The organism is Streptomyces sp. CA-249302 (assembly GCF_050936785.1).
In the GTDB taxonomy this organism is placed as follows: domain Bacteria; phylum Actinomycetota; class Actinomycetes; order Streptomycetales; family Streptomycetaceae; genus Streptomyces.
In genome coordinates this window covers 8,608,034-8,626,493 of record NZ_JBNJMG010000001.1, presented here as the reverse complement: position 1 = coordinate 8,626,493, position 18,460 = coordinate 8,608,034, and the positions used below count along the sequence as shown (strand labels likewise).

Annotated in this window: 14 protein-coding genes; 6 read left to right on the top strand and 8 right to left on the bottom strand. The window is 71.9% G+C overall.

The window, feature by feature from the left end:
• Positions 1-3: 3 nt before the first annotated feature.
• Both ACQEWB_RS38930 and ACQEWB_RS38925 read left to right on the top strand, forming a co-directional pair.
• Positions 4-804: an ABC transporter permease gene (locus ACQEWB_RS38930; protein ID WP_432844223.1), complete on the top strand. Its 801-nt coding sequence runs from the start codon at positions 4-6 to the stop codon at positions 802-804.
• A complete protein-coding gene (locus ACQEWB_RS38925) occupies positions 801-1,967 on the top strand; it encodes an MFS transporter (protein WP_432839691.1) in 1,167 nt (388 codons plus the stop codon). The genes ACQEWB_RS38930 and ACQEWB_RS38925 overlap by 4 nt, the downstream gene beginning before the upstream one ends.
• Before the next feature lie 20 nt (positions 1,968-1,987).
• Here ACQEWB_RS38925 and ACQEWB_RS38920 read toward each other — a convergent pair whose 3' ends face one another.
• From ACQEWB_RS38920 to ACQEWB_RS38910, 3 genes are read right to left on the bottom strand one after another with little or no spacing between them, the layout of a single operon-like run.
• Positions 1,988-3,271, bottom strand: coding sequence for an MFS transporter (locus ACQEWB_RS38920; protein WP_432839689.1), 1,284 nt, complete (start codon positions 3,269-3,271; stop codon positions 1,988-1,990).
• A 56-nt stretch (positions 3,272-3,327) separates the two neighbouring features.
• On the bottom strand, positions 3,328-4,626 hold the full coding sequence (locus ACQEWB_RS38915) for an MFS transporter (RefSeq protein ID WP_432839687.1): 1,299 nt from the start codon (positions 4,624-4,626) through the stop codon (positions 3,328-3,330).
• The gene (locus ACQEWB_RS38910) at positions 4,623-5,339 is read right to left on the bottom strand and encodes an ArsR/SmtB family transcription factor (protein ID WP_432839685.1); all 717 of its coding nucleotides are present in this window, start codon (positions 5,337-5,339) and stop codon (positions 4,623-4,625) included. The genes ACQEWB_RS38915 and ACQEWB_RS38910 overlap by 4 nt, the downstream gene beginning before the upstream one ends.
• Positions 5,340-5,440: 101 nt before the next feature.
• Here ACQEWB_RS38910 and ACQEWB_RS38905 point away from each other — a divergent pair, with 101 nt between their 5' ends.
• Positions 5,441-5,932, top strand: a complete 492-nt coding sequence (locus ACQEWB_RS38905) for a hypothetical protein (RefSeq protein WP_432839683.1) — start codon at positions 5,441-5,443, stop codon at positions 5,930-5,932.
• A 7-nt stretch (positions 5,933-5,939) separates the two neighbouring features.
• On the opposite strand, the gene ACQEWB_RS38900 is transcribed toward ACQEWB_RS38905, so the two are convergent.
• Positions 5,940-6,470, bottom strand: coding sequence for an AAA family ATPase (locus ACQEWB_RS38900; protein WP_432839681.1), 531 nt, complete (start codon positions 6,468-6,470; stop codon positions 5,940-5,942).
• Between the two features lie 95 nt (positions 6,471-6,565).
• Between ACQEWB_RS38900 and ACQEWB_RS38895 the strand changes: the two genes are divergently transcribed.
• Complete coding sequence (locus ACQEWB_RS38895) at positions 6,566-7,153, top strand: TetR/AcrR family transcriptional regulator (RefSeq protein WP_432839679.1); 588 nt, start codon at positions 6,566-6,568, stop codon at positions 7,151-7,153.
• Positions 7,146-7,991, top strand: a complete 846-nt coding sequence (locus tag ACQEWB_RS38890) for an alpha/beta fold hydrolase (RefSeq protein WP_432839677.1) — start codon at positions 7,146-7,148, stop codon at positions 7,989-7,991. The genes ACQEWB_RS38895 and ACQEWB_RS38890 overlap by 8 nt, the downstream gene beginning before the upstream one ends.
• A 16-nt stretch (positions 7,992-8,007) precedes the next feature.
• Here the strand turns inward: ACQEWB_RS38890 and ACQEWB_RS38885 are convergent, their stop codons facing one another.
• Positions 8,008-8,376: a VOC family protein gene (locus ACQEWB_RS38885; RefSeq protein WP_432839675.1), complete on the bottom strand. Its 369-nt coding sequence runs from the start codon at positions 8,374-8,376 to the stop codon at positions 8,008-8,010.
• A 66-nt stretch (positions 8,377-8,442) separates the two neighbouring features.
• On the opposite strand from ACQEWB_RS38885, the gene ACQEWB_RS38880 reads away from it, so the two are divergent.
• Positions 8,443-9,831: a hypothetical protein gene (locus tag ACQEWB_RS38880; protein WP_432839673.1), complete on the top strand. Its 1,389-nt coding sequence runs from the start codon at positions 8,443-8,445 to the stop codon at positions 9,829-9,831.
• A gap of 267 nt (positions 9,832-10,098) precedes the next feature.
• Here the strand turns inward: ACQEWB_RS38880 and ACQEWB_RS38875 are convergent, their stop codons facing one another.
• The 3 genes from ACQEWB_RS38875 to ACQEWB_RS38865 form a co-directional block, all read right to left on the bottom strand.
• Positions 10,099-12,105, bottom strand: a complete 2,007-nt coding sequence (locus ACQEWB_RS38875) for a PE-PGRS family protein (RefSeq protein WP_432839671.1) — start codon at positions 12,103-12,105, stop codon at positions 10,099-10,101.
• A 158-nt stretch (positions 12,106-12,263) separates the two neighbouring features.
• Complete coding sequence (locus ACQEWB_RS38870) at positions 12,264-13,127, bottom strand: hypothetical protein (protein ID WP_432839666.1); 864 nt, start codon at positions 13,125-13,127, stop codon at positions 12,264-12,266.
• Positions 13,124-18,373 (bottom strand): caspase family protein, encoded by a 5,250-nt coding sequence (locus ACQEWB_RS38865; protein WP_432839664.1) that lies wholly within the window; start codon positions 18,371-18,373, stop codon positions 13,124-13,126. The genes ACQEWB_RS38870 and ACQEWB_RS38865 overlap by 4 nt, the downstream gene beginning before the upstream one ends.
• Between the last annotated feature and the right edge of the window lie 87 nt (positions 18,374-18,460).

Here is an 18,460-nt window from a genome sequence, read left to right as displayed (position 1 = left end):
CCTATGAATGCCGTCCGGATCGCCTGGCGCATCACGCGCCTCAACATCCGTGCCCAGATGGAGTACCGGGTCGAGTTCCTGCTGAACATCGCGATCGGCGCGATCTGGCAGGTGTCGGTGATCGTGTTCGCGACCGTGCTGCTGTCCCGGTTCACCGGGATGGGCGGCTGGGACAGCTCGGAGGTGCTGCTGATCCCGGCGACGCGGATGCTGGCGCACGGTCTGTTCGTGCTGTTCCTGGGCCGGCTGCACGGCATCGGCCGGTTCATCCAGGAGGGCCTGATCGACGTCTACCTGCTCCGGCCGCTGCCGGTCCACCGCCAGGTGCAGCTGCAGTACTTCCCCACCAACGCGATCGGCGACCTCACGGTGGCCGCGGGCCTGATGGTGGGTGCGCTGAGCCGCAGCCAACTCGACTGGAACGCGGGCCGGATCACGTACCTCATCGCCTGTCTGCTCGGCGGCATGCTGCTGGAGGCCGCCCTGTTCACGGCGGTCGCCTGTGCCTCGCTGCGCTTCCCGGCGGCCGACTACTGGGGCCGCTGGCTCGAGGAGCTGCTCGGCACCTTCGGCAGCTACCCGCTCAACGTCCTCCCCAAGGCGGTCGGCGGCTTCCTCACCTTCGGCCTCCCGCTCGCGTTCGTCGCCTACTTCCCGGCCGCGGTCCTCACCGGCCACGGCCACGACACCGGTGTCCCGTACTGGCTCGCGGCCGCCTCTCCGCTGCTCGGTCTGCTCGCCTATCTGGGGGCGCGGCTGCTGTGGCGGTGGAGCCTGAACCACTACACGGGGGTGAACGGATGACGGCCCCCGCGGCCGCATCCGCCGACTTACGCACCCGCCTCGCGGTCCGTCTGGTGTTCGTCGTCCTCGGCGGCACGCAGGGCGGCTGGATGGCCCGGATCCCCGCGATCCGGGACCAGGTGGGCGTCGACACGGCCCGCTGGGGAGTGCTGAGCAGCTCCTCGGCGGCCGGGGACGTCGTCGCGATCGTGCTGATCACGGTCCTCATCGGCCGGGTGAGCACCCGCCTGCTGGCCCTCGCGGGCTCCGCGGTCGTCCTCCTCAACGCGCCGGTGCTGGCCGGGGCCGGATCCGTCCCGGCCCTGGTGCTCGGCCTGACGGTGTGGGGAGTCGGCGCGACCTTCCTCGCCACCCCGGTCAACGCGCTCGCGGTGGCGGTGGAACGCGCCCAGGGCCGCCCCCTGATGTCCGGCTTCCACGCGAGTTACAGCGTCGGCGTCCTGGCGGGCGGCGCCCTGGGCACGCTCGCGGCGGCCACGGGCGTCTCGCCGGGGGTCCAGATGGCGGCGAGCAGCTGCGTCCTCGGGGCGCTGCTGCTCCTCCTCGGCACCGGGTTGCCGCAGGACGCCCCGGTCGCGAAGGAACAACGGCGGCCGGTACGACACCGGTTCACACCCCAGCTGGTCCTGCTGGGCGGCATCGCGTTCCTGGGCGCCTTCGCCGAAGGGGCCGCTTCCCAGTGGAGTTCGGTCTACACGGCCGACTACCTGGACGAAGGCGCGGCCCTCGGCGCGGCGACCTACACGGGCTTCTCCATCTCGATCCTGGTGTGCCGGCTGCTCGGCGACCGGCTCGTGGCCCGCCTCGGCCGCCGGGGCTTCCTGCGCGTCTCGCTCCTCACCCTCGCGGCCGGCGTCGCCGTGGTCGTCGTACACCCCACCCTCTGGACGGCCCTCGCCGGTTTCGTGGTCGTCGGCCTGGGCATCGCCTGCGTACTCCCGGCGGCCATCGCCCTGGCCGGCCGCCAACCCGGCGTCCCACCCGGCGAGGGCGTCTCGGTCATCACCATCGGCCAATGGCCGGGCTTCCTGCTGGCGGGCCCCGCGGTGGGCCTCCTCGCGGGGGCGACGAGCCTGCGCGTGGCGTTGGCGGCGCTGATCGTGGCGGGGGTCGCGGGTGCCGTGCTGGGGAGGTGGGTCGTGCTTCCGCCCGGCGGCGACTGACCGTGGCGCCGGCTCCCTGCTCAGGAGGCGCGACCCGACCGTCGTATCGGCGTGAACAGCGCCACCACCGCGATCAGTACGCAGCAGCCGCCGGCGATCAGGCCCACCGGGGCCGTGCCGTGGTGTTCCGCGGTCCAGGTGAGGACCGCCGCGCCGATGGGGGCCGCCGCGTACTGGAGGGTCCAGAAGGCTGAGGTCACGCGGCCGAGGAGGGGTTCGGGGGTGATCTCCTGGCGCAGGGACATGGAGCAGGTGCCCGCGACGGCCACGGAGGCGAGGAAGGCCGCGCTCAGGGCGGCGACCACGGGGACCTCGTGGGTCCAGCCGAGGCCCGCGAAGGCCAGGCCGCTCAGGGCGACCGCGCCGGGCCAGGTGCGGCCGAGGCCGAGGCGGCGGCGGATGCGGGCGACCAGGAGGGAGCCGGCGATCGTGCCGAGCGCGCCGCAGGCCATGACCGTGCCGACCGTGCCGTCGTCGTGGCCGAGGTCGTGCTTGAGGTGGTAGATGACCAGGTCGGTCAGGCCGAGGGTGAGGAAGCTGAAGACGAAGAGGAGGGCGGTGAGGGAGCGCAGGACCGGGTGGGCGTAGAGGAAGGAGACGCCTGTGCGCAGGTCCTGCCAGAGGCCGGTGCGCTGTGCCGGACGGTCGGTGTCGTCGTCCGCGGGGCGGGCGCGGAAGCGGACGAGGAGCATGCAGGCGGCGGAGACGGCGAAGCTCGCCGCGTTCACGCCGACGGCCGCGGCCGGGCCCGCCGCCGCGGCCAGCAGGCCCGCGCACACCGGGCCGAGTACGCCGGCCGCGGCGGCGGTCGCGTTCAGGCGTCCGTTGGCCTCCGTCAGCTGCTCGGTGCCGACCAGGCCGCGGACGACGGTGACATAGCCGACGGCGAAGAGCATGCCGACGGCCTCGCACAGCGGCAGCACGACGTACAGCAGCCAGATCCGCGGGCCGAACAGCCACACCACCGGGATCACTCCGTACAGGACCATACGGACGAGATCGCAGCCGATGAGGAGACGGCGGCGGTCGGCCCGGTCGACCAGCGCTCCGGCGAAGACCGCGGCCAGCACGGAGGCCGCTCCGCCGACCGCGGTCAGCAGGCCCATGCGGGCGAGGGAGCCGGTGGCCTGGAGGACCAGGAGCGGCAGCGCGATCAGGGCGAATGAGTCGCCGAGGACGGAGAGGGTCTGGGCGGTCCAGAAGACGCCGAAGTCCCTTTGCCGCCAGAGCGGTTGGCGGGCGGGGGGTGCGGGGTCGCGGGTGCGCCTGCCGGGCTCGCCCTGCCGCCGTGTCTCGCGTGTCACTCGTCTCCCTCGGGTCGGTCTCCCCCGTGGATTCTTTTACGAAGGGAGCCTTCCGCCTACTGGTTTATCGCCGGGGTCGCAGGCACGCGGTCGAGGAGTTCGGCCGCCGTCCGGATACGGGGTATCGCCGACGGCAGCAGCCACAGCACCGACAGCGCGCCGCCGACTCCGGCGACGACGAAGGTCGCCCTGAGGCCGAGGGTCTCCGCGAGGACGCCTCCGACGACGGCACCGAGCGGACGTATGCCGTAGTTGACCGTGCTGTAGGCGCCGGTGACGCGGGCCCGTAGGGCGTCCGGAGTGACCGCGGACTGAAGGGAGTTGAGGTTGACGTCGAACAGCATGACGCCGAGGCCGATGAGGAACTGGGCACCGCCCAGGACACCGACGCGCAGCCAGACGGGCCCGCCGGCCAGGGCCGCCGCGGCGAAGGGCGCGGGGAAGAGCACGGCGCCGACGACGACACACCGACCCGAGCCGATGCGGCGGGCGAGCCACGGGGCGGTGAGCGCGCCGAGGAGGGAGCCGGTCGCGCCGACACCGAGCGTCAACCCTATGACTCCGGGCCGGAGTTGGAGGACACGGTCGGCGAAGAGCACCACCAGGCCCGTGCCCGTGAGGAAGGTGAAGAAGTTGAGGGTCGTCGTGCAGGCGAGGCCCGCACGGAGCACTGGTTCGCGGCGCACGAAGTCGAGGCCTTCGCGGGCGCCGCGCAGCAACGACCCTTTCACGGCGCCGAGTTGGGCGTCGGATGGCGGGGCGTCGAGCGCGACCCCGCGGAGCAGCAGCGCCGAGACGAGGAACGAGACCGCGTCGGCGACGACCGCGACCGGCGCCGTCAACACCTGCACCAGCCCGCCGCCCAGCGCGGGCCCGGCCACGAAGGACGCCGAACGGGCCGCGCCGAACTTGCTGTTGGCGTCGACGTAGGACGAACTCGGCACCAGGCGCGCGAAGAAGGGCGACCAGGCGCAGCCGGCCACCACACCGGCGAAGCCGACGGCGAGCGTCACGGCGTACAGCTGGCCGAGGGCGAGCGTGCCGCAGAGGTAGGCGGCGGGGACGGTCAGCAGCACGGCCGCGCGGATGACGTCCGTGACGATCAACAGCCGTCGCTTTGCGGCTCGTTGATCCACCCACACGCCGAGCACGGTCGCGAGGAGGTTCGGCGCCCAGGCCAGCGCGGTCAGCCAGGCCACCTGTCCGGCGGAGGCGTGCAGCACACCGACCGCGACCAACGGCACGGCCACCTCGGAGACCCGGTCCCCGAACTGCGACACGGCGCTGCCGGCCCAGCAGCGGACGAAGCGGCGGTCACGCCAGAGCGATGCCGGGGAGCTTCGAGGGCGCCTCACGCGCCGGCGCCTGAACCGTCGGCATCCGACCCGCCGACGCCGGGACCCTCGGCATCCGACTCGCCGCTGCCGGACCCCTCAGCGGCCGACTCGCCCGCCCCATCGGGCAACAGGTACCGCAGCACCCGTACATCCCGCGCCCCCTGCGGCCGTTGCCCCGCCGCCCGTGTCACGTACGGCGCGAGCACCGCCTCCATGGCGTCCTCGATCTCCGCGAGTTCGTCGGCCGAGACCACGATCCGGGTGTTGGCCAGCATGGCGACACGGCGCCACCGCGGCTCGAGGCTCGGCTCGATCTCCGTCGCCCACCGCTCGGGCACCTCCGCGACCTGCGCGAACATCTCCCAGAACAGCGCCCGCGCGGCCGAGACCCCGTCCTCGTCCTCCGGTATCTCGAAACGGAACCCCCGCCCCACGGCCTCCCATCGCCGCTCGCGCCGGTCCGCCGACCCTTCCGCGTCCCGGACGAGGCCGAAGCCGGCGAGATGCCGCAGATGCCAGCTGGTGACGGACGGGGTGGCACCGACGTGCGGGGAGAGCTGGGTCGCGGTGGCGGGACCGTACCGCTGCAGGCGCTCCAGGATGGCGAGCCGGACGGGGTGGGCGAGGGCGCGCATGGCCTTCGGGTCGGTGATCTCGACGTCGCCGAGCCGGTTGCCGTTGCGACTGCCGTCGCCTTTGCCTTTGCCGCTGGTGGAGCCACCGGAATCCATGACGTGAGAGTGTCCTCTCACAATGCATGAGAGTCAACTCTCACGTCTGCACCGGGAAATTGATGGAGTCGGAGGAGAGGCGCTGATGCAGGATGGCCTGCATGAACACACCCTTCGACCACCCCGAGCCGCGCCAGGTGGAGCCCGGCGAGTACCCCGCGCTCGACGAGGCGCTGGCCCTGCTCAACCGTGACGTGGCCGCGACCCTGCCGGCGGAGGGTCCGCTCGGGCTGATGGCCCTGCCGCACTGGGAGGACGGCGAGCCGGAGAACGTGTACGTCACCCGGGCCAACGGCGAATGGTGGGGCAACCCCGTCTGGCGGGGCGAGGACGACAGCGCCGGGGCGACCCTCTCCTCGGTGGCCGACGCGGCCCAGGACACGATCACCGAACGCCTGTGGCAGGCCTGGCCGGTCTGCACGCTGCACGGCCTCGGCATGCACCTGAGCAGCGCGGAGGACGGCAGTCCGGCATGGCTGTGCGTCGGCAAGGGCGGGGACCCCGAACACGTACGAGCGCTGGTCGGTGAACTCGACACGATCCACCGCCCCCATCGCCCGAACCGCAAGCGGAAGGGAAAGAGCAAGGGCTAGGCCGCCGTCATTCGAGCGCGGGCAACTCCGCCAGCCCCGTCCCCCGCATGATCCGCTCGACGGTCTCGACCAGCCCGCTCTCGGCGCCGATCACGCTCTCCACCCCACCCGGCAGCAGGTCCAACGGCCGGTACCAGTCCCGCAGTTCCGCCTCTCCGACCTCGTTCGCAATGGGCTTGGTCGCATGGCGCGCCAGGGTCTCCTCGAAGGGGACGTCCAGGTAGTAGCCGTGCGTCGGCCCGCGATGGTCGGCGCGGAGGCGGGCGAGCATCTCGCCGTAGTGGTCGGCGTAGAGGAGACCTTCGAGTACGACGTGGTAGCCGGCGTCCAGGGCGTACCGGGCGACCGTGTCGATCAGGCCGATGTTCGCCGCGCCCGGGCGGTCCCGTTCCCGAAGGACGACCCGGCGCAGGTTGTCCTGCCCGACGAGCGCCAGCCCCCTGCCGAACCGGTCCCGTATGCCCGCCGCGACCGACGACTTGCCCGAGGCGCTGTTGCCGCGCAGGACGATCAACCTGGTCTCTTCGCTGCCCACCATCACCCGGCCAAAATATCGGTCGCCTCCGACAACCTTGGTGGGATAGCTTTTTTCCTAGGGGGTCTAGGAAACGGGAGAAGGCTGAGGTCGTCGTCATGGTCAGAGCCGGGCTCACACCCGACCGCATCACCGCCGCCGCGGTCGATCTCGCCGACGAGGTCGGGTTCGAGAACGTCACGCTGTCCGCGCTGGCGCGCCACTTCGGCGTCAAGGACGCGAGCCTGTACTCGCACGTCAGGAATCTGCAGGACCTGCGGATCCGGATGGCCTTCCTGGCCGGCGGCGAGATGATCGACCGGATCGCGGCGGCGGTGGCGGGACGGGCCGGCAAGGACGCGCTCGCCGCCTTCGCGGGCGCCTACCGGGAGTTCGCGCTGGAGCGGCCGGGGCGGTACGCCGCCACCCAGATCCGGGTCGACCAGTCCCTCGTCGCCGCCTCCACCGCCCTCCTCCGCACCGCCGAGATCACCTACGGAATGCTCCGCGCCTACGGCCTCGAAGAGCCCGATCTCACCGACGCCGTACGCCTGTTGCGCAGCACCTTCCACGGCTTCTGCGCCCTGGAGGCGAGCGGCGGCTTCGGCGCGCCGCGCGATGTGCGGCGGTCCTGGGACAAGGCGATCGACGCCCTGCACATCACACTCCAGAACTGGCCGAGGGAAGGACAGCAGGACCATGACTGACCGTCATACCCGACTCGATACCGAACTCCATTACGACGTACGGGGCAGCGGGCCCGTACTCCTGATCGTCCCGGGCGGCGCGGGGCACCCGATGGGGCTGGAACCGGTGGTGGACACGCTGGTCGACCGGTTCACCGTGGTGACGTACGACCCGCTCGGCCTCGCCCACGGGCGGCTGGGCGAGCCGGTGGACGAGCAGCGGGTCGAGGCCTGGAGCGACGGCGCCCGGCGCGTGCTCGAAGAAGTGCTCCCCGAGGGCGAGTCGGCGTACGTCTTCGGCACCAGCTCCAGCGGGATCGCCGTACTCGACCTGCTCGCCCGGCATCCGGAGCGGCTGCGGCACGTCGTCGCGCACGAGCCGCCGTGCGTGGGGGTGCTGCCGGACGGGGAGCGGCAGCGGGCCATGTTCCGCGAGGTGTACGACACTTATCGCGCCGCGGGTCCCCAGGCGGCCGGCGCCCGGCTCGGCGCGGGGATGGCGGAGCAGGAGCCGACCGGTCCGCTCGACGGCCAACCGCTGTCCCGTGAGGCGGAGTTGGGCAACCCCATGGCCATCATGCTCGCCCACGTCCTGCGCCCGTTCACCTCGTACGACCTGGACGTCAAGGCACTGAGCGGTTCCGCGGCCCGGCTGACCCTGGCCGCGGGCGCCGACTCCCGCGGCCAACTCCTGTACCGCACGGCCGAGTTCCTCGCCGATCGGACCGGAAGCCGGTTCACGGAACTCCCCGGCGGGCACATCGGCGCCCTCGACCATCCGGTCGCCTTCGCCGAAGGACTCGCGGAGTCACTGGTCCCGAGCGGCGACTCACCGACGGGAAGCGGAGTCTCGGCGTAAGGCGCACACGCGGCTCTCAGGCCTCGCGCTCCCCCGCGCTGCGCTCCACGCAGAACTCGTTGCCCTCCAGGTCGGCGAGGACCACCCAGCCCATTCCGTCGCCGGTGCGCTGGTCGTCGACGAGGGTGGCGCCGAGGGCGAGCAGTCGGGTGACCTCCTCGTCGCGGGTGCGGTCCTGGGGCTGGAGGTCAAAGTGGATCCGGTTCTTGACGGTCTTGGCCTCCGGCACGGTGACGAAGAGCAGCCCCGCGCCCTCGATCAGCGCCTCCTCGTCGCCGGGCCGGTCGTCCTCGTGGAGGGGCAGGCCGAGGACCTGGGACCAGAAGTCGGCGAGTGCGTAGGCGTCGTTGGAGTCGAACGTGGTGTGCCGGATGGTGGAGGTCATGGGAGGGATTCTCGGGGCGCCGGAACTGTCCGGCAACCTTTGATCCGCCGGTGGCGACAAGGGGGCATGACATCAGCAAGACGCACGACGACTCACCGCCGGGTCCGGGCCGCCCGTAAGCCCGTCATCGCCGGACTCGCCGCGACCGCCGCGCTCGTCGGTGCCTGGTACGCCACGGCCGGCGCCTCGACGAGCACCGCCGCGCCGCTCACGGTCACGACCACCGCGGTGAGCCTGTCGGCCAAGTTCCCTTATCTGTCCGCCGGTTACAACAACGAGCGCGAGTGGACCCGGACTTCCACCGCGGTCGCCCCGAACGGCTCGCTGCGCGTGGCCTGGCCGGCCTCCGACGGCATCCATGTCACCCCGCTGACCGCCGCCGGGAAGCGCTCGGGCGCGGACACCGTCGTCAAGGGCGCGAAGGAGGTCGGCGGTCTGGTCGCGCACAACGACGGCTTCGCGCTGCTGACCCGGGTGGCCGACACCAACAAGTGGAAGGACACGGCGGCCGCGATCGTCCGTTACACCAACGGCAAGCAGACCTTCCGCACCAAGCTGACGAGCACCGCCACCCACGACACCTCCCCGGTCCTGGACGGCCAGCTCACCTGGAACGGCAGCAAGTACGGCGCGTACTTCGTCGTGCACGGCGCGGGCGGCTTCGCCGACGGGCACTACGGCGACAAGCTGTCGTACATCAGCGCCAAGGGCACCAAGCTGAGCGGCGGTTGGAGCTGGGGCTGCAGCCACAACGAGGGCATCGCGCTGCACGCCGAGAAGACCGGCGCCTTCGCCTCGGTCTGCTTCGACGACTGGCGTTCGGGCCTGTTCGTGTCGACGGGCATCGCCGCCCCGGACAACGCGCCGGTGGTGCAGCGCGAGCAGTGCTGGGCGGGCTACTGCGGTGGTACGTTCCCGGGCCGTACCGGCGACCTTGTCAGGTCCGCCACCGGCCGTTACGCGACCGCCTTCGCCTCCCGTGGCGCCGCCTCCGCCAAGAAGAACCCGGCCGACTCCTCCGGCCGCGGCTGGTCGGTGACCCCGAAGACCAGCACCCACCAGGTGGCGGTCGCCTTCATGAAGAACCGCAGCTCCGGCCCCGGCAAGGCGGTCTATCTCTCCTCCGCCAAGGGCACCGAGCACGTCAACGTGCACCTCGCCCCGTACGGGAAGAACCAGCTCCTGCTGTCCTGGGAGTCCCTGAAGAACGCAAAGTGCAAGGCGGGCACCTGCACCGGCACCTTCACGGGCACGCATCTGCGTCTCATCGACTGGAACGGCAAGTTCCAGAGTGCGGACAAGGTGGTCCAGGCGCGTATCACGGGTGACCTCGCCGTCTCCGCCGACGGGACTCTGACCTGGGCCTACGTGCCCGTCACACCGTCGTACGCGACCGCCCTGAACGGGGCTTCGCCGACGTCGAAGACGCTGCGGATCGCGCGTCTGACTCCGTGACGTCGGTGCCCCCGGGGTGCGCCTCCCGAGCAGGCCGGTCATGAGGCGCGGCGCCTCATGACCGAGCCGAGCGGGGTCCGGTGCGTGCCGCCACGAGGCGGAGGAGGCTGTGCCGTCGGCCGCCGTGTCGGCGGCGCCGTGATGAGGCCCCCGCGCGAGCGTGAGCGCGCGCGGGGGAGTCGGCGACCGACGACGACGCGGCCGGGCCCCTCCTCCGTGAGCGCGTACCGGACCCCGCGGCCCCGGGCCGGTCCGACGGGCCGGGGCTCAGCGCAGCTGCTCGGCCATCCAGCGCAGCACCTCTTCGGGCAGCGCCGGATGTTCGGCGGCCTCTCTTGCCAGTCCGGGGTCGAACAGCAGGCCGGCGAGGACCTGGGCGGGCAGGTCCGGGTGCCGGGCAGCCGCGGACCGGATGTGACCCACGGGGTCGCCGACCAGTCGTACGGCGGAAGCGACCGTCAGCCGTGGGTCCTTCGCGGCACGGTAGCGCACCTCGGTGTCGGGGTCGCGACTCATCCGCTCCACCAGTTCGGGCGTCGACTCCGGGTCGTCCAGGGCCAGTTGGCGCATTCGGGGGTCCAGGTCGTCGGCGTACCGGAGAAGTCCCACGCGGGGGAAGTTCGGATGGCCGCGCGGGCGGTCGGGGACCGTGAGACTTCCGGTCCACCACCGCCATACACCCAGCAGCATGTCGGCGGGCGCATCGTCGCAGGACTCGGCGAGGAAGAGGTGGACGATCCGGTCCTCGTCGCGGGCGAGGCGTTCGACGACGTCCGGCGGCAGGTGGCGGGCGCGGGCGACGCTGCGGCGCACGAGCGGGTGGGAGGAGGCGGCCAGGCGGCGCATCGCCTCGGGGTCGCGGTGCAGGGCCGCCACCCAGCCGAGCTCGTGGTAACGCCCGCCCGGGTCGAAGTCGACGGGAATCGCGGCGCGTTGTTCCTCGGTGAGGTCCGCGCGGACGGACACCGCCCAGCGGACTCCCGGCTCGGGATCCTCGGCGAGGAGGGCCACCAGGTCCGCGGGCAGACACGGGTTCCCGCCGAGGGAACGGCGCTCGTGCACGTCCCCGTGGCGAACGACGTGCTCGGCGAGTTCGCGCTCCAGCGGTTGGATGCCGAGCGGACCGGTGCCGAGGCCTTCGGCCGTGTACGTCTTCAGGGACAGCGGGTGCTCCTTGTGGTGCTCCCGCAGCGCCGCGAGCCGCACGTCTCTCGCGCCGTCCTCCAGGAGTGCCTGCCGCCGCGCCGGATCCAGGTGGGGCCAGGCCACCGGGCAGGCGGCGGTCCGGACCCTCGGCTCGGGGTCGGCGGTCAGTTCGACGGCCAGGTCGGCGGGGAGCCCGCGGAGGACGGCGGCCGCGGCGCGGATCCGGGCGGACGGGTCGGTGGCGAGCGTCCGGCAGGCGTCCTCGGTGATCTCGTCACGCCGGTCGCCGGCGACCATGGTGAGGCCCCATCGCCGGCGCTCGTCCTCCCCGCCCAGGATCAGCCGGGCCCACTGCTCGGGCGTCAGGGGCTGGAACTCGGCCACCATCGAGCGGACGTGCCACTCCGGGTGGGCGATGGCCGACTCCAGTACCTCGGGCGGAAGCGGGTTGTAGAACAGCCGCGGCGACCTGCCCAGCAGTCCGAACCGCACGTCGTCAGGTGTGGCGGGGTTGCCCACGAGTCCGTCCGCCCAGTCCTTTGCGAGCGACGCACCGGGCTCCGGCCGCTCGGACAGCGGCCGGTCGAGCGCCTCGCCGACGCCCGCGCCCCGCAACAGCGCCGCCCACACCTCGGCCCGCTCCTCGGCGGTCTCCCGCGCCGCCGCCAGCGCGGCCTGCTCGCGCCGCTCCAGGATCCGGTGGGCGGCGACCACCCGGACCGTGCCCGCCACGGCTTCGGCCCCCACGAGGGCGTCCCCGTCAGCCGAAACGGTGACGAAATCCGTGCCCAGAACTCCGGCGAGATCCCACTCCCCACCGAGCCGCACCCGCGTCCACAACCGCCCCGGCCACGTCCAGTCCCCGGGCACGTCGATCAGGAACACCCCGTCCCCGGCGAAGAACCCGGCCTCGTCCGCCAGCCGCCGCCAAGCGGCGTTCACCTCACCGACGGCCTCGCGGGACAGACCACCGCCGGCCTCGCAGTCCACGGTGACCTGCGGCTCCTCGGCCGCGGCCGCGAGCCAGGCGGATCCGGGCGCCAGCACGTACTCGAACCGCCACTCCCCCACGACCTCCAGCCCGGCCCGCCCGAACAACTCCGCGTACCCACGTCTCCCCCACACCATGAGACGTCATCCTGCCCGACGGTCCTCCGGTACGACGACCTGGACCCGGGGTCCGTCGATGAGCACCCGTGCCTGGCCCCTCGTGTCAGCGCACCATCAACTCCCCGAGCGGCAGGGGATCCATGAGCCATCACGGGCGGCGTCAATATCTCCGCCGCTCAGTTCCCGCCCATGGGACGGCGCAGCGCTGCGGAGATCGCCTGTCCTGTCTCCCGTGCGGTGAGGTAGGGACGGACGTCGTGGGCCTTGGCCCCGTTGTGAACAAGGACATCGGTGACACGGGCACCGAAGACGGGGGCCAGTTGCTTGGCCAGGGCCACGACATCGCCCCGGTCCGCGAGGTTGGTCCACCGCTTCACGGGGACCGGCCAACGGGCGCGACCGTCGTGGGGCGCCGGGACGAGGCGGTCGAGGACGAGCCCTCGCACGGCAAGCGGCGAACCCAGGGTGATCAGCGTCAGATCCGGCAGCTCGGGGTGGGCGCACAGGGCCTCGTACGCGACGACCGTGCCGAGTGAGTGAGCGACGATCACCTCGGTCCGGTGGGTCAGTTCGTCGAGGAGACGGGAACGGATCGCGGCACGTAGGTCAGGTTCGCTGAAGTACCGGCGCACCTGGCGGGCGTCGGAAATCAGCAAGCGCTCGCCGAGGCCGGCGAAGAACGCGGAGTGGCTGAGCGCGTCGAGGGCTCGCTGCACAAGGTGGGGAGTGCGGATACGGGCGGCCGCGTCGGGGCCGGGAACCTGGCTCTCCGCCTGCGCCGCCGCCTCCCACCAGGCCAACAGCAAGTCCTGTTCGAGACCCTCCTCGATGTCGGAGGCGTCCAGGTCGGGCTCGCCGAGGCCTCGGTGACCTGTCGGCCGGAACAGGTCGCCGTAGAAGGCCATCGCCACGTCCTGCCGGGGCAGCTCTGCGCGTGCGAGGGTTACGCCGTCGGCCATGGCTGGATACCAGTCGGCCAGGAGGGTTTGGGGACCCTTGTGCTGCTGGGCTATGCCGTGGACAAGGACGACGCGGCTCACTGGGGCCCTCCCCCGGTTTCCAGGGTGTCGCCGACATTGAGGCCGAGGACCACCACGCCCATGTCCGTGGCGAGGCAGACGTGACCGGAGGGGGCCGCGGCTACAGCGTTGATGCCTCCGCCCACGTCGAGTTCGGCGGTCCAAGCCGGGCGTCGGGTGTCCCAGACACGGACGAGACCGAAGTCGTCGCCGGCGATGAGTAAGGGGACGCCTTGGATGTCGGCTGCCCTGAGCGCCCGCGCCCGGGACGGGAACGGGTCCAGTTCGGGCCCCGCCATGGCCCCGGTGGCCAGGTCCCGAAAAATCAGCCGACCATCACCGCATCCCACTACGAGCAGATCGCTTCCGTGCCGGATGTGGTCCACGCTGCACGCGCCTCGCTCGTGCCCCGTCAACGGCTCGCCGACGGATTCGCCGGTGCGCAGGTCCCACAGCCGTACCGTGCCGTCCAGGGAAGCGCTGGCCAGGAGTTCTCTGTCGCCCAGCCGGACGGCACGAAGGTCGAGGACCCGGGATGTGTGGCCGGACATCGGCTGGCAGACGGGGGCCTGAGTGCGCGGGTCCCAAGCGTGCAGGGTGAAGTCGCCCGCGACGGACACCACCACCGCTGTGCCGTCGACCGCGTGCAAGGAGGCCCGCCAGGACGTACCGAACCGTTTCCCGAGGCGTCGGCGCGGCACCAGGGTCCAGGCGTCCGCCTCCGACCAACTGCTCGTCACGATCACCGTCTCGTCGTTCACACGAGCAGCGGCGGAGTGGAAGAGCTCGAAGTTGCCGGAGGTGATGTGCGGAGCGATCTGCGCTCCGGTGTCAAGATCGTGGAAGCGGACTCCTCCGAAGAGACTGCCGGTCACGACCATCGACCCGCCGTCGGATGCTGTGACGATGTCCGCAGCGGGCAGGTTGCGATCCACCCCGCACAGCGGCTCCCCCAACGGACTCATGGTGCCGATGTCCCAGACCCGCACCTCACGGGTGAAGGCGGTCACCACGACCGGTGCCCCGTCCACGGTGCCGAGGGCGGGCGAGGGGCGAAGCCTGGAGGCGTCGTTCGTCCTCGTCATGCCCTCCAGCGGTGGGTTCAGGGCAGAGGCGGTGTCCAGGTCCCACACCCGCACGGTGTCGTCGTAGGCGAGGGACGCCACGAGGGTGCGGCCAGCGATCCGGGCCAGGGTTGCGCGTTGCACTCCGCTGGTGTGTCCGACCATCGGGCCACCGGCCGACACACGCGTTGCGATGTCGTGGATGTGCACGCCGTTCTCCTCGCGCCTGGACAGAACCACGGGGCGGTCTCGGCAGAAGGCCACGCCCAACGCGCGGGTGTTCAACGAGAGTCTCTCCAGGTCGAGGTGAGTCTCCTGGGTGGGCGTTGTTCGGGGGTCGACACGCCAGACGTACGCATGGTCGAGATCGGTCGCGACCGCGATCTGAAGAGCGCGACCCACGCTGCGGACAGCGAGATACTCGACACCACCGATGTGGGTGTCCAAGGCCGGGAACAGCAGCCGGCCGGTGGCGTGCTGCCAGATGCGGACCGTTCCGTCCTCGCTGCCGCTCACCACGACGTCGGTTTGATCCAACATGCCGAGCGCGAGGCAGCGCACCGCGTTGGTGTGCCCGGTCAGTGCGGCTCCCGAGCGCCGGCCGGTGATCGGATCCCAGCACCTGACGTGGGTGTCCTCGCCTCCTGTGACGGCGACGGGCCGGCCGCACACCGCGCCCAGAGCCACTGCGAGCACTCGTCCCTGGTGTCCCTCCATCGGGCGGCCGATCTGCTCACGGGTCCGCAGGTCCCACAGCCTGGCGGTGCCGTCGGCTCCTCCCGTGAGCGCCAGAGGGTGGCCCCGGACCTCCTGGACGGCGACCGCGTCCACCTCGCCGCTGTGTCCCTCGTTCGGCTGGTCCGCGGACAGATCCCAGACGCGCGCAGTCCGGTCGCTACTGACGGTGACCGCCAGGGATGTGTCGCCCCGGCTGGTCAGGGCCGCCGCACAGATGTCATCCATGTGTCCGCGCAGCGGGGGCACGAGCTGGCGCAGACTCGGCAGCTTCCAGAGCCTCGTCTCCTGCCTACCGCAGGTCAGCGCCACGGTACGGCCGCCAAAGGTCCCCACTGTGGCGGACAGCACCCCGCTGCGGTCGAAGTATTGGTGAGCGACGACCGGTTCGCCAATCTGTCGACGCTCCGCAAGGTCCCACAAGCTCAGCATGCCGGTCATGTCCCCGACCAGCAGGACCGTACGGCCATCCACCTCCCCCGTGCTCACGGCTCTCACCCCACCCGCGGGCCCGATCAGCGCACTGCCGTCGATCCGCGCGTCACCACCATCCGGAACATCGCACAAGTCCCAGATCCGCACCGCCTTGTCGTCCCCGCCCGTGACTGCCAGGGCGCGTCCGTCGACCTTGGCCAGGACCGCGTCCCACACCGTGCGCTTGTGCCCGGACAGCGGCGCCCCGAGCTGCCGACGCTCGGCCAGGTCCCACAGCCGTGCCGTTCCGTCACCACCGGCCGTCAGCACCACCGTCCGGCCGCCCAGGGTGCAGACGCGGATAACCCGGATGACGTTGGTGTGACCGGTCAGCGGCGAGCCGTACGGCTGCCCGGCCGAGAGGTCCCAGACCTGAACCGTGCCATCGACTCCGCCGGCCAACACCACGGTGTAGTCCCCGAGTTCACCGATGGCGACCGCGCTCACGGCGACCCCCATGGCCAGTGGTTCGCCGATCTGCCGCTGTGTGGTGAGGTCCCAGACCCGCACAGTGCCGTCCCTGCTGCCCGTCACGGTGATGGGGCGTTCGTCGAGCTGTCCCACGGAGACGCAGTTGACGCTCCGCGTGTGGCCACTGAGCAGGCGATGCGCCCCGCTCGCCGACCACCACGCCCAGCGCGCGGTCCAGGGCAGGTCCACACCCAGATGCTCGACCCGGTCCGCCAGGCTGTTGGCCTCACAGCGCCGCGCCGACAACTGCAGGTCCGCGGCGCGAGCGCCGAGTGCGCGGTCAGGCATCAGGCGGTGCGCCACCTGCTCGTAGGCCGTACGGATGCGCCGTGAGGCATCCCCGTCGACGGACGTCAAAGCCCGCAGCAGGCCCAGGGGTTCACACGCCAGCAGGAATCCGGGGTCCTCGATGAGCCCGGCCAGCCGGCCGGCGGCCGCGGCGTGGGTGGCCAGGTGCTGGCGGACGTAGGGCGGCGCGGCGAACCAGTCCCTCCGGCCGTCGGCGACGACCGGGACGACCGACACCAGAGCGTCGACGACGGCCCGCTGGACCTCTGCCGTCGCCCGCCCCGCCGTGCGCCGCAGATGCTCGGCCAAGGCCTTGTGGTAGAGGCGGTACACCGACCTCCGGTCGTCGTCGACCACCTCCGCCACGTATGCCTCCGCCACGTCGAGGGCCCAGGAGACGTCCGCTTCGGTGCACTCGACGCCGGAGAGCACACTGCTGAGCGTGGTCCAGATGCGGCCGCGCGGCAGGCCCGTGCCCTCGGAGAAGGCGAGGGCCAGCAGCATCCGGCGGACGCGCGGCTCGTCGGGGCCGAAGCGGGCGAGGTAGTCGTCGAAGGCCTCGCCGATCTCGCTGGGCAACTCGTCGGCCCAGCCGGGGCGGAGGGTGTCGACGACGACGCGGTCCGAGCGCAGGGTGCGTGCGGTCGTGCGGGCGTAGAGGTACACCCCGGCGGCCCTCGCGGCGACGCCCGAGGCGACCGCCAGAGCGCGGTCGGGACGGTCGCGGTAGGGACTGCGAACTTCCGGCTCCTCCGTGGCGAGGAGCATCTTGGCGACGTATGCGGCCACGTCGTCCTGCTCGGCCCGGTAGCCGGGAAGATCGAGGTCGATGCAGTGGAAGGTGGGTCCGAGCGGCGTGACCAGTTCGTGTCGGGTGCCCACCAGCAGCCGTACACCCTGGATCTCGGCCATGGGCCGCAGCAGCTCACGGGTGATCCGGCGGGGCTCGCCATGGCCACCCGCGTCGGCGGCCGTGTCGGAGCCGGCCTCGTCGACCGCGTCGACGACGATGACGATGGGCTGGCCCTTGCGGCCGCGTCGGGTGAGCTCCTGCAGAAGGGCGGCGGAGCCGTCGACGGTCACGCCGAGGTTGTCCGCGATGCGTTCGACGATCTCGTCGAGCCGTTTGTGGCGGGCGTGCACCGCGGCTGTCACACAGCCCTCGGGCACGACCGTGGCAGGGTCGAGGGCCACGAGGTCGAACCGGGCCCGATACACGGGGTCGGACAGGGCGACCACCCGGCCCAGAACGGCCGACTTGCCGCAGCCCGGCCGGCCGGTGACGACGCGGCCCTGCCCGTCGCCCTCCGCCGCGGTGAGCCACGCGTTGAGTTCGGTCAAGACGCCGACCCGACCGCTGAAGTACAGGCCGTGCTCGGACTCGAACTCGACACCGCGGGAACGCGGCCCGAAGTGCTCGGCGAGGTCCTGTCCGGCGACGCGGCGCTGGATCTCCAGATCGGTGCCGATGGGCGGAAGCGCCTCTCGGTAACCGGAGTTCGGTAGGAACGGGGCCAGACCCGTCACCAGTCCGCTGGCGAGTTCGGCGCGCTGCCCGAGACCGTCCGCCTCGAACCGCTCGTTCACGGCCTTCACGAGTTCGGCGAGGTCGAGGTACTGCTGCCGCTGCCCGGTCCGGCCCGTGGTGACCTCCACGGCGGAGCGCAGCGCGGCGACGAACCGCCCTTCCTCGGCGATGTCCTTGCGACGGGCGGAAGCCAGGAACCACAGTCCGGTGGCGGAGCCCGCGCCCCCGTGCCGGTAGGCGATCGACTGCAGTGCGAGCGCGGCGGCCTCGGCCCCGCCCGCTCCGCCCGCGCAGGTGTCCAGGACCAGCAGCAGATGGCGCAGTTCTCCCCGGCACAGGATGCGTACGAGGTCTTCGGTGGCCAGAGCCGTGGTCGCGGCGTCCTCGTCGGCCGGGGAGTCCCAGCACAGCAGGTAGTGCCGGTCCCGGTCCTGGACCAGACCGTGTCCGGCGAAGTAGAGCACGACCACGTCATCGGGGGTGAGGGCGGCGTCGCTGGACCAGTGGCGCAGCTTCTGGCGGATCTGCTCCGCGGTGTCGTACTCGCCCAGGCCGGGCAGGACGGGCTGGTAACCGAGGCCGGCGAACAGCTCGCGCACCGCGCGAACGTCCGCGGGGACCTGTCCCAGCTGTTCGTGCGCCGGGAGGTGGCAGTAGCGGCCCACACCCAGCGCGAGGAAGAATCGCCGACCGACCCGCAGCGCCATCGTTCGCCCCCCGCAGCACTCCCGTCCACTGTAGCGGGACCGTCACGCTGCGGGACCACCCTTGGAAAATGCCCAACGGCCTTGCCA

Coding starts and splice junctions, on each gene's coding strand:
- ACQEWB_RS38885 (WP_432839675.1), bottom strand. CDS start 8,376: ATGACCTCCACCATCCGGCACACCACGTTCGACTCCAACGACGCCTAC.
- ACQEWB_RS38905 (WP_432839683.1), top strand. CDS start 5,441: ATGAACACACCCTTCGACCACCCCGAGCCGCGCCAGGTGGAGCCCGGC.
- ACQEWB_RS38865 (WP_432839664.1), bottom strand. CDS start 18,373: ATGGCGCTGCGGGTCGGTCGGCGATTCTTCCTCGCGCTGGGTGTGGGC.
- ACQEWB_RS38875 (WP_432839671.1), bottom strand. CDS start 12,105: ATGGTGTGGGGGAGACGTGGGTACGCGGAGTTGTTCGGGCGGGCCGGG.
- ACQEWB_RS38910 (WP_432839685.1), bottom strand. CDS start 5,339: ATGGATTCCGGTGGCTCCACCAGCGGCAAAGGCAAAGGCGACGGCAGT.
- ACQEWB_RS38930 (WP_432844223.1), top strand. CDS start 4: ATGAATGCCGTCCGGATCGCCTGGCGCATCACGCGCCTCAACATCCGT.
- ACQEWB_RS38895 (WP_432839679.1), top strand. CDS start 6,566: ATGGTCAGAGCCGGGCTCACACCCGACCGCATCACCGCCGCCGCGGTC.
- ACQEWB_RS38900 (WP_432839681.1), bottom strand. CDS start 6,470: ATGGTGGGCAGCGAAGAGACCAGGTTGATCGTCCTGCGCGGCAACAGC.
- ACQEWB_RS38890 (WP_432839677.1), top strand. CDS start 7,146: ATGACTGACCGTCATACCCGACTCGATACCGAACTCCATTACGACGTA.
- ACQEWB_RS38925 (WP_432839691.1), top strand. CDS start 801: ATGACGGCCCCCGCGGCCGCATCCGCCGACTTACGCACCCGCCTCGCG.
- ACQEWB_RS38880 (WP_432839673.1), top strand. CDS start 8,443: ATGACATCAGCAAGACGCACGACGACTCACCGCCGGGTCCGGGCCGCC.